The sequence below is a fragment of the Pantoea sp. B65 genome, from assembly GCF_047308185.1.
Lineage (GTDB): Bacteria > Pseudomonadota > Gammaproteobacteria > Enterobacterales > Enterobacteriaceae > Erwinia.
In genome coordinates this window covers 1-10,263 of sequence record NZ_JAHXPU010000005.1, presented here as the reverse complement: position 1 = coordinate 10,263, position 10,263 = coordinate 1, and the positions used below count along the sequence as shown (strand labels likewise).

Genomic DNA, 10,263 nt, shown 5'->3' with positions numbered 1-10,263 from the left:
TGACCTGCTCCCCGTTGATTAATACACCGCGATGTTAGTAATGTCTTCATAAGTCACATGAGGACATCCCCATGAAGAAACGATTTTCCGACGAACAGATCATCAGTATTCTCCGCGAGGCCGAAGCCGGGGTTTCGGCCCGGGAACTCTGCCGCAAGCATGCTATTTCAGACGCTACCTTCTACACCTGGCGCAAGAAGTTTGGCGGCATGGAAGTCCCCGAAGTGAAGCGGCTCAAGTCACTTGAAGAGGAGAATGCCCGCCTCAAGAAGCTGCTCGCTGAAGCCATGCTGGATAAGGAGGCGCTTCAGGTGGCTCTGGGCCGAAAGTTCTGACGACAGACCAGAAGCGGGAAGCCGTGGAAGTCATGTGTGAGACAACGGGTCTGTCGCAACGCCGTGCCTGCAGGCTGGCTGGTCTGTCCCTTTCAACCTGCCGTTATTCGGCTCAGCGTCCGGCTGCTGACGCGCAGCTATCTCTGCGTATCACAGAGCTGGCACTTGAACGTCGCCGGTTTGGTTACCGGCGCATCTGGCAGTTATTGCGTCGGGAGGGCATTCACGTCAACCACAAGCGGGTTTACCGCATCTATCATCTTAACGGTCTGGGTGTAAAACGCAGGCGACGCCGTAAGGGTCTGGCGACTGAGCGGCTTCCGCTTCTCCGCCCGGATGCGCCGAACCTGACATGGTCGATGGATTTTGTCATGGATGCACTTGCCAGCGGCCGCCGGATTAAGTGCCTGACCTGCGTGGATGATTTCACGAAGGAGTGTCTGACGATCACCGCTGCTTTCGGTATTTCAGGCGTTCAGGTCGCGCGTATTCTGGACGGCATCGCGCTGTTTCGTGGCTATCCGGCAACGATAAGAACCGATCAGGGCCCGGAGTTTACCTGCCGTGCGCTCGATCAGTGGGCTTTTGAGCATGGCGTAGAACTGCGACTCATCCAGCCGGGTAAGCCAACACAGAACGGGTTTATTGAGAGTTTTAACGGACGCTTTCGCGATGAATGTCTGAATGAGCACTGGTTCAGCGATATTCTTCATGCCCGGAAAATCATTAGTGACTGGCGGCAGGACTATAACGAGTCCAGACCTCATTCATCGCTGAATTACCAGACGCCGTTTGAATTTGCAGCATGCTGGCGAAACGGGAAACATGAAGAAAAACCAACCGACATTACTAACTGAAGGTTGTATCTAATACTGGGAGCAGGTCACTCTCATGCGGTAACTGTCGGACGACTGGCTGAGCACTGACTGTGGGTAGTTCCGTTTCCTATGCTTCAACTCAGACTCGAACATTTGACGAATTGTATTTACAGATTGTGTTTCGACTCTAAGCAGGCTCATAAATATCATAGAGCGCTTATATTGAAAGCTCTATGATAAATTTCTGATGTCCTTTAGTTACCGATCATTATCGGCAATACCATCATAAGATCGAATGAATATTACCGAGCATACATATCTTCAATGCCAGGGAAGTTTTTTTTCCTAAGCGGGGTTGAAAGCATTTTTTCGCACAAATCTCGATCTTCACTTAATTCACTGATTGTTGGCAACACACCAGATTTATTATTTCCTATTTTATTTTCAATTATGTTAAGGAAATCTCTCAAAGCAATGATTGCTTGGGCTCCATTAGTCATTTTATTAGAGTCTAAAATCCTGTCGCCATTTCCTATGATGATTTCATGAATTATTTTATTTGGGTAGCAACAACCAACTCCATCTTCAGAGGCCAAGGTAAAACATCCTGCTACAAGAGTGATGGTCGAAAACCCAGATGTGGTTGAAATTGTGGTGTTTATAATTTTATCAAACAAAACTTCGGCAAAGTATCCACTTGCTTCAGTATTCCATACTGTGCTTTTCCCTATAATGTTACCATTCAAGAAAAGAGCGAGACCGAAAAAGTCATCAGACTTTATTGGGTCGTCATAGCGATAACTGTCTTTGATGTAAAAACCATTCCTATTAAAATCCCGAATCCACGACTCGTTTTTGTAAAAATAGTGATCTTTAATAAGCTTCCCGCTATTCCAAAGCCTATCCATGTTTTTGTAATTCTCGGTGGCAATCTCAAATGATAGAGAAGGTTCATCATTGGGTATAAACTCAAGTAAGGGGGAATATTTGTCTGCGAATTCTCCTTGGTGAATTTCTTCCGTGGTTTTGTTATAAAGTAAAAAAGTTGGGAAGTTATTGTTCATCAAGATGACTGAATCTGGGTATTTGAATGACAAATATCGCAAAGAGTTAGATCTGAATGATTCTATTCTGGAACGCATGTGATTATAACAATTGTTGTAGTTCATTTGAGCGATGAGTCGTGAGCGTTTATTAGCGTTCAGAATATCGAAAAAGCCCATATAAATCACCTGGTCATTAATGTTGGGTTTGATGTTCAGATATAGTATACCAATCAGCCTTCCTCAAGAAGACTGTCTGTTAGGATACGGTGTTTTTTCACGAGTAAGATGGGGATGTATGGGGTCAAAACCACATTGCTAAACACTACCCGGGAATGCTGGCCTCGAGATGATGGGGGACTGATGTTGTCTTCGCCACAGGTAGTTACACGAACACAAACATGCTATTTTAATAAGTGTTATTAACTTTTATTAAAAGGTGACGGTCATGAGACAACTCGCGAAACAGACGATCAGTGCTCAGATCCCTGCAGAGCTTGCTGCGGCGGTTGAAAACCTGGCTATTGAACTGGACAGATCCAAAAGCTGGGTGATTAAAGAAGCGTTGACCGCCATGATTGAAGAGAGAGAGCGGCGGCATCAGCAGATTTTGAAAGGGCTTGCTGATGTCGATGCGGGAAGGGTGGTTAGCCATGCGGATGTTGTTGACTTCGCTAACAAACTGAAAAAATCGTAACCTATGGAAATACAGTGGACCCAAAAGGCCCTGCATGACCTGGAGCGTATTTATAGGTTTGCCTGTCAGTACAGTCGGCAACATGCTGACAATGTATTAGAACGTTTGATCACAGGAACCTCAGGGCTCGCCGACCATCCAGGAATCGGTGTATCTCAGACAAGATATGAACCACGAGAAGTGAGAAAAATCTTGTTTGATGATTATGACGTTCACTATGAAATTCAGCACGATACTATTTATATTGTTGACCTTTGGCATACCCGAGAGGATCGCTGAAGTTTGTCATCTTCGAGCGAGAGGGGAGGACAACATGACGACGAGAGATCGTATTCAGTCACGACTGAAGCGTTCAAAGCGTTATGATTTTACTCGTAGTGATTTTAAAGGCCTTGCTGGTTACGATCAGATTGGCAGAGCGTTGCGCGAATTGGTGAAGGAAGGACAACTGCTGAAAGTAGGCTATGGCGTCTACACCAAAGCGCGAAAAAATAGAGCCTGTCAGTAATTCTGTGTAACTGCCACCGTATTAAAGGTGATCGCTCAGGCGGTCACCGAACTCGATAATAAAGCGACTCATTGCCAGCCGCCAGTTCTGGATCGGCATACTCCATTTTTTTGACGCATCCTTTATTGCCAGATAAATAACCTTCCGCACCGAGTCGTCCGTCGGGAATACTTTGCGTTTCTTGATGGCTGCGCGGATCACGCTGTTCAGCGATTCGATAGCGTTCGTGGTGTAAATGGCTCTGCGGATATCCGGAGGATATCTGAACAGCGTATTGAGGTTTTCCCAGTGGGCGCGCCAGCTTTTGCTGATCTGCGGGTACCTGTCGTCCCAGGTTTCCGCGAATGCATCCAGCGCCATCAGTGCTGACTCTTCGGTCGGGGCCTGATAAACCGCCTTCAGCCCGCTGGTGACGGCTTTGTAGTCCTTCCAGGACACGTATTTCAGGCTGTTACGGACCATATGGATGATGCACAGCTGGATATGGGTCTGCGGGTAGACACTGCTTATCGCATCCGGGAAGCCCTTCAGACCGTCCACACAGGCAATTACACAATTTTAATTACAGTCTCCTTAAATGGTAAGTGTTGCCCACAACTTTTTGAGCCGTTGATTTTCATCTTCCAGTTCTTTCAGGCGGGCCATCATCGAGGCATCCATACCGCCAAAGCGTGAGCGCCACTTATAAAAACTGGCATTACTCATGCCATGCTCGCGGCAAAGCTCAGAAACCGGAGTGCCTGCCTCGGCTTGCTTCAAATGGCCATGATCTGGCTGTCGCTAAAACGTGATTTTTTCATCCGAATCTCCTCGATTCATGTTATGAGAAAATTCTACTTATGAGTACCCCAGTTTTGCGGGGGGATTACCGATGCATCACCCGCCCACATCATCCTCTCCCCGCGCTTTGCCATTATCTGGTATGGCACAACCCATAATTTTAAGGTCTCTGAAAAAGAAAAGTGCTGCTGTATCGGTTGGCTAAAGTCGTCATGCGCAGGGTAAATCAGATACATCTCGCCTGTTCCACCAAGGTATTTTTGGCCGTAGGCAAACATTTGATAGAAGTCGGATTGCGCCAGTCCATAGAGTGATTTTTTTTGCTGGCTGCTATTCACCAGCTTCCATTTTGTATCCATCACCATTTTGGTTTGAACCGGTTGCCGCGATTGAATCAACAAATCTGGGCGAAGTTTAAAGCAATCGTTAGATCCATGCTTCACAAGGGAATAAGTGGCAACCTGTGGTTTAACTTTAAGGTGAGGAGGAATTTCGTCGGGGAGGGTTTGTGCAACAAAGGATTCAAATACCGCTTCCATAGGGAACAAGAGTGATATCGCTTTGGTGTTTCCCTGCAAGGCACTCGGGCTCATTCCTCTCAGGATCAACTGCGCCCAGGCCATTGGCTCGCTGTAATGGGCCATACTACGCACAAGGCGTAAGCTGTTTATATCACTTTCAATATCCCGACTAAGTGGAATACCGTCAAAAGCAAAGCGCAATTCGTAAAGCCAGCGTTGATTCTCTGATGACAGCTTCAGACTAACTAGCTTATCCAGCGCGGAATGTAAGAGCCGATTGGCTGAACAATCCGGCATGTAGTCATCATAATCGACACAAAACTTATGACGATTCACCGCGTTATGCCGCAACTGTGCAGAAAGCATCAGCTTGCCCTTCATAAAAGACAGATTACCTTGCTCGCTCACATAGTCGGAGCGTAAACCTTGTTTAAGTAACTGGCTTACGCTTTGCAAAAACTGGCTGATAAAAATCTCGAGCAAAGGCATGTGCTGTGCCTGAAGAGTGGCCTGCTGGGTTTGAATATGTCGAAACCCAGGCAGGTGGCTTAGCATCGTGATGAATGTTTCTCGCGCACGCGCAGCCGTGAGGTTTTTGCCAACCTTGGGCAGTATCTCAAGCTGGAAACCGTGAGGTGTAGATAGCATCCCCGCGTAGTTTTGCACCTGCAGCAATTTGAAACCTGAGCGAGAGGTGAGTTTGAGAAACTGGCTTCTTTGAATACCTGTCAGGCTAATCTCTTCTAAATAATCAAATACCTGTTGAGGAACCAGCTTTGCGCCAACTGAAGCCGCTTTTCCGCTCCCTAACAGGTCATATTCAAAAACAGAGATCACTTCATCCATGGTTTACAGCTTGCTTATCAAAAGCGGTCTGCTGTGGCTGATAAATAGCACGGTAAGCCTGCGGCATATTCCAGATCTCTTGATCAAATGCTTCGAGCTCGTAAGCTGTCGATTGCTGATCATTACGACGTAAAGCATGATTGTTACCAAAAAGCGTATCCAGATCGTCGGTTTTTTCAATTACGAATTGTAGGCTGTCGTCTTGCTTTTGGTTGTCTGCCAACACCAGCCTGATCTTGTTCCAGTCATCAAAAAAATATTCCTGCAACAGCGGAATGATCTTTTTCTGGAATGCGATCTTTAGTTGTTTAAACGCAACCTCTTCATCACCGGCATCGAGTGCACTTTTTACCGGCATAAAGAACGCATGCCCTAGCGTATGTTCACGATCGTAAAGCGCTTCGATGCGGCTATTGAGTTTCTCTAACAACGACTCGAGTTCTATGCCTTTTACCTTGATTCCACTCAGTAAAGAGAGATCAGGCATCATCTCGACAAAGTCAAAGCGACGGCGCAAAGCCGTGTCCATCAGAGCTAAAGAACGGTCAGCTGTATTCATGGCTCCAATGATGTCGATATTGGCGGGTACGCTAAAGTAATCACCGCTATAAGACAGTTGCAGGCTCATTGCATTGGACATACCCATACGCTTGTCTACTTCAATAAGTGAGATAAGTTCGCCAAAGATCTTGGAGATATTGCCGCGATTGATCTCATCAATAAAAATGGCGTAGCGATGTGCTGGATCGGCATTGGCACGCTGACACAAGCGCATAAAGATCCCCGGCTCAATAGGGTAAGAGATATTTCCGCTCTCGTCTGAACGAGCGCGTATCCCCTCAATAAACTCTTCATAACCGTAAGATTGGTGGAAGGTAACCACTGCAAATCGCTGAATGGCTTCGGTAGATTTAGGACCTTGCTTTAATTCGTCATAAAGAGAAAGCAGCTCGTCCACTTGCTCTAATTGGGATTCAACCAGGAACCACTCACTATCGGTTGTTTTGTCAAATATCGCGGGTTCACGGCGGCCTTTGTAGGCAACCGTGGTAGATCTGGGTATGGTGAATGATTGCAGTGTCGCCCAGGCAGTTTGCGAAAAGTTACTGCTGCGGCCATTCAGCAGTGCTTTACGCTGGAACCACAGATGTTCGGTTATTTGGCGAACTTTTGCTCGTTTACCAAGTTCGAGTAGCACCAGTGCTATAACCTGCATCCAGTTCAGTGATTCAAGGTGAGAATCGAGCCAGGCATCACGATCGGCTGGCGCCGCCTGAGTAGTGTATTCTTTCATCTTCTGCTGCAACGTAAAGGTCTTGCCAGTGCCCGGAGGACCAAAGTAGATCACGTTCGTTGGTGAATGTTGAATGATCTTAATATCCGGGAACTCACTACTGGCTATTGATGTGTTGCTGGACACTTTCACTTGTTTTTGCTCATTACCGCGCTCACGTAGTAATTCATAGAGATGCCAGATAGCCATATTCACGCAATAAGGATCTGCATTAGGAGACTCGGTGTGTATGGCTTGTTTTAATTCATGGTTTTTCTGCAGCCAATTTCCCTTAAGTTCCAAACCGAGGCTGAATTGCTTATTTAGGAAATCTGCTGCTTTTGTAAACGCATTCTCATCTACGGTACTGGTGTAGATTTCTGGCGAAAATGCGGCAAAAACACGGTTTCTTAAACTCCAATACATACGCTTTAGTAGCCCGCTTTCTTTTGCCCCCAGCAGGGCATTGTCTACATATTGGTAGGTTGTTTCATCCGGTTGCTGGCGAATGCGCTCGGTTAGTTCTCTGAATAGTGGCAAGCTTTGCTGATATTCAGCTAAAGACGGAACACCTTGACGAATACTGGCGATGCCATTATCACGCTCATACCAAAGCCGTTTGACCAAATCATCTGTTTCAGGCTCCGCGAATGTTGATGTTTGCTGTAGCAACGCCGTAAATTCACGGTATCGCTGATTCCAATTGGAAGTGGCATAATTTTTATCTTTCGCCAGGGTATCAATCAATTCACTGAGCGTCAGGTTACCTGCTTCAACGCTGCCCACAAGATCCATCGTGACTTTCCCTCTGCTGTGATATTACTTATTCTTTGACTAAGGTGATGCGTTCCAACTGTATTGAATTAATCAATGTGTGGGGTTAGATCAACATCAGCAGTTTGCATACTTCCCTAAGACTCTTTCTCGATAGGGTATCTGAATTCGTAGTATTCCTTTCGCTGTGGGAAGGTCGGTATTTCTTCGCCTCTCGGATGCCTTACAGCGTCCCATGACCACCAGGAGTCGCCAAACGCCTGCTGATACCATTCTTCTTTCACTGCCCTGTGCTGTAAATAATCCTCAGTATCACGCCCCCATACTTCGAGCGGAACGAAATCTGAACCATTGACATCCGTGAGTATAAAATCGGGATGGTACTGATCTTCTGCAGAATCATAAATCAATGGCTTGGTGAACTGGCGTCGTTCCTTAGCCAGCTTTTCTTCGACAATCCCTTCGTAAGATGACTCGAGTGGGATCCATCGTTCACTCACCATCATTAAAACAACCTGACGGACACATGTGGAAAAATATTCCCGACCAGACTTCTGCGCTGTTTTCTTTACAGGCACGTCGGTAACGGCAATTGCGATAACTTTACCTCCACGCTGCCACCATGCTACATCACGTCGAAATCTGGCTAAGGAACTTTCCCAACGAGAGTTATCGATGGTTAGATATGGCATCCCGGCAGGGGGGGCGCTCTTCGTGGTTCCAGTCAGAGGCAAACTATTGCCAGCAATCAGAGCTGGAGACCATTCATTAAGTTCTGAGATGACGATCAGACGGCGACTTTTCGCACAGGCGTAATTTACAGCCTTCTTATTGCCGTGCTCGTTTCCTTGTAGCAATAGAACATCAGCCAGAACTGTGCGACCTTGTTTAATGTTGCTGGCTTCCTTATGCAAACGGCTCATTACTGTTGTAAGTCTTCTATTACCTTGCAGCCATGGCGCCCATTCGTTTAACCCCGTATTCTCCCAAAGTAAATGAAGAAGTCCCAACATCTTCATCTTGCCGAGGCGATTCAACTGCCGCCTTTCCCTTGGGGGATGCACTGTTGCCGGAGCTGCGCGTTCAGGATCAGTTGCTGATACGCGTAACGAAAAATCCAATCCGATACGTAGGGTTCCATCTTCCTCTTCCCTGACAGCCGATGATGAATATGTTTTTGCACCACCATCTGTATTTACACGAGAGTGGTATGCGCATGACGATTTGTGCCTGGGACCGGTGTTTGGGTTACGACAGAGAGTAAATGGACCGGAACCTTTATTACTTCGGACATATAGCTTAAGTTCCTGAGCCTGGTCACAGCAGCAGGTCGCAATGTAATGGTGGTTATCCCAGGCCAGTTTTAACGAGTTTTGAAAAAAGGAATCTGAAGTGGATTTTTGTTGCTCTGGTGAAAAGTAATAGGGCTTTTCTTTTTCAAGAAGATGCACGCAGACCTTGGACTGCTGTTTCCTTGTCATTGACCTTTCCTATTGTGATTCTTTCCTAATCAATGTTTTAACGTAATAGCCATCATTGTTCAACTTCCCACACTTAAATCATGGGTAATAGATCTGCAATGGATTGCCCTGTAACTTTTTTGATCAGATAGCTATACCCTAATGGAAGGGATCCAGTCCGCACATTGCGGATATACCTTTTCGCTATGCCAACAGATATGGCACCAGCAGCATCGCCAGTTTTGTTTCGTTGTTTTACAGGAGCGCGGGCGGGTTTTACTGGTGGTATGGCTCCGTACGGTGAATGCAGCGACTGTTTTGCAGCTATCTTCTCTGCTATTAATTTACTTGCTGCTTTGCTGTTGCCAGACGCAGAGGCGTATAAACAAAACTTTTTCCTCCAGTAAGCGCATCAATAACAACACTGATTTTCAGCCGGTGGCATTCGCCGAACAGGCTATCGTAATCCTCTTGTGCCGCCGTCTCTGGTTTGATCCATTATCCATGATAAGTGATGGCATAGGGGGCAGGGGCTAGTCCAGGGGATGTGAGGGTTTGTCTATCGGGGCAGTGTCAGTCCACTAATGGCTCGGAAGTATCTGGATTACCCGTGGCGATTCAAAACTCAGTTCACCTTTCAGGGCGCATGACCAGAAATACCGGCATCTTTGTGGATAACTCTGTGTGTAAGTGGGTATAAAGCGGGGTTTTGCTGTGGAATGCAGCAGTCAGTAAAATTAGTGCAGATTTAGGGTTGCAGCTTCGGGATAACTCCCTATAATGCGCCTCCATCAACCCGGGACATGTGGACAACTTCACAAAGTTACCGGTGAGATAAAGAGAAAAAATTCTGAAGAGATGGATTTTTTCTAACAGAGGTTGGGGTAATAAATATCCACCTCGCAACAGCAAGCGAAGCTGCTGATTGCACTGCTCTTTAACAATTTATCAGACAATCTGTGTGGGCACTCGCAGGGTTGATATCGCAAACCATCTCCGGATGGAAAAAATTTGAAATATCAAGTCTCAAGAGTGACTACTATATTCATTACGAATAACAGTTTTAATTCTTTGAGCATCAGGCTTTTTAATTGAAGAGTTTGATCATGGCTCAGATTGAACGCTGGCGGCAGGCCTAACACATGCAAGTCGAGCGGCAGCGGAAAGTAGCTTGCTACTTTGCCGGCGAGCGGCGGACGGGTGAGTAA

The 10,263-nt window shown here is 46.5% G+C and carries 8 protein-coding genes, 1 rRNA gene and 3 pseudogenes; 6 read left to right on the top strand and 6 right to left on the bottom strand.

Annotation, left to right across the window (positions count from 1 at the left end):
* Positions 1-71: 71 nt before the first annotated feature.
* Positions 72-1,192 (top strand): IS3 family transposase gene (locus tag JWF83_RS00090; protein WP_413647867.1). Its coding sequence is split into 2 segments (ribosomal slippage): positions 72-330 and positions 330-1,192, totalling 1,122 coding nucleotides; the frame shifts between segments, so codons are not numbered across the junction.
* A 263-nt stretch (positions 1,193-1,455) separates the two neighbouring features.
* On the opposite strand, the gene JWF83_RS00085 is transcribed toward JWF83_RS00090, so the two are convergent.
* Positions 1,456-2,376 carry a hypothetical protein gene (locus JWF83_RS00085; RefSeq protein ID WP_413647866.1) on the bottom strand — a complete coding sequence of 307 codons (921 nt, stop codon included), beginning with the start codon at positions 2,374-2,376 and terminating at the stop codon, positions 1,456-1,458.
* A 268-nt stretch (positions 2,377-2,644) separates the two neighbouring features.
* Between JWF83_RS00085 and JWF83_RS00080 the strand changes: the two genes are divergently transcribed.
* The 3 genes and pseudogenes from JWF83_RS00080 to JWF83_RS00070 form a co-directional block, all read left to right on the top strand.
* Positions 2,645-2,893, top strand: a complete 249-nt coding sequence (locus JWF83_RS00080; protein ID WP_004155191.1) for a CopG family ribbon-helix-helix protein — start codon at positions 2,645-2,647, stop codon at positions 2,891-2,893.
* Between the two features lie 3 nt (positions 2,894-2,896).
* Positions 2,897-3,172: a type II toxin-antitoxin system RelE/ParE family toxin gene (locus JWF83_RS00075; RefSeq protein ID WP_413647865.1), complete on the top strand. Its 276-nt coding sequence runs from the start codon at positions 2,897-2,899 to the stop codon at positions 3,170-3,172.
* Positions 3,173-3,206: 34 nt separating this feature from the next.
* Positions 3,207-3,386 (top strand): annotated as a pseudogene (locus tag JWF83_RS00070) (S-adenosylhomocysteine hydrolase); the annotation flags it as partial.
* Positions 3,387-3,422: 36 nt separating this feature from the next.
* On the opposite strand, the pseudogene JWF83_RS00065 reads toward JWF83_RS00070, so the two are convergent.
* From JWF83_RS00065 to JWF83_RS00045, 5 genes and pseudogenes are all read right to left on the bottom strand, one after another.
* A pseudogene (locus tag JWF83_RS00065) lies at positions 3,423-3,953 on the bottom strand (transposase); the annotation flags it as partial.
* Between the two features lie 36 nt (positions 3,954-3,989).
* Positions 3,990-4,201, bottom strand: a pseudogene (locus JWF83_RS00060) (transposase); the annotation flags it as partial.
* Between the two features lie 33 nt (positions 4,202-4,234).
* Complete coding sequence (locus JWF83_RS00055) at positions 4,235-5,548, bottom strand: McrC family protein (protein ID WP_413647864.1); 1,314 nt, start codon at positions 5,546-5,548, stop codon at positions 4,235-4,237.
* On the bottom strand, positions 5,541-7,616 hold the full coding sequence (locus JWF83_RS00050; RefSeq protein WP_413647863.1) for an AAA family ATPase: 2,076 nt from the start codon (positions 7,614-7,616) through the stop codon (positions 5,541-5,543). The genes JWF83_RS00055 and JWF83_RS00050 overlap by 8 nt, the downstream gene beginning before the upstream one ends.
* A 116-nt stretch (positions 7,617-7,732) precedes the next feature.
* Entirely contained in the window at positions 7,733-9,076 is a 1,344-nt protein-coding gene (locus JWF83_RS00045; RefSeq protein ID WP_413647862.1) for a DUF1173 family protein, read from the bottom strand.
* Between the two features lie 185 nt (positions 9,077-9,261).
* On the opposite strand from JWF83_RS00045, the gene JWF83_RS00040 reads away from it, so the two are divergent.
* A complete protein-coding gene (locus JWF83_RS00040) occupies positions 9,262-9,462 on the top strand; it encodes a hypothetical protein (RefSeq protein WP_413647861.1) in 201 nt (66 codons plus the stop codon).
* A gap of 681 nt (positions 9,463-10,143) precedes the next feature.
* Positions 10,144-10,263: ribosomal RNA gene (locus JWF83_RS00035) — 16S ribosomal RNA — on the top strand; the annotation flags it as partial.

Excerpts from the sequence above, each read along its gene's own strand:
- JWF83_RS00085 (WP_413647866.1), bottom strand. The coding sequence starts at position 2,376 with ATGGGCTTTTTCGATATTCTGAACGCTAATAAACGCTCACGACTCATC.
- JWF83_RS00080 (WP_004155191.1), top strand. The coding sequence starts at position 2,645 with ATGAGACAACTCGCGAAACAGACGATCAGTGCTCAGATCCCTGCAGAG.
- JWF83_RS00075 (WP_413647865.1), top strand. The coding sequence starts at position 2,897 with ATGGAAATACAGTGGACCCAAAAGGCCCTGCATGACCTGGAGCGTATT.
- JWF83_RS00055 (WP_413647864.1), bottom strand. The coding sequence starts at position 5,548 with ATGGATGAAGTGATCTCTGTTTTTGAATATGACCTGTTAGGGAGCGGA.
- JWF83_RS00050 (WP_413647863.1), bottom strand. The coding sequence starts at position 7,616 with ATGGATCTTGTGGGCAGCGTTGAAGCAGGTAACCTGACGCTCAGTGAA.
- JWF83_RS00045 (WP_413647862.1), bottom strand. The coding sequence starts at position 9,076 with ATGACAAGGAAACAGCAGTCCAAGGTCTGCGTGCATCTTCTTGAAAAA.
- JWF83_RS00040 (WP_413647861.1), top strand. The coding sequence starts at position 9,262 with ATGCCAACAGATATGGCACCAGCAGCATCGCCAGTTTTGTTTCGTTGT.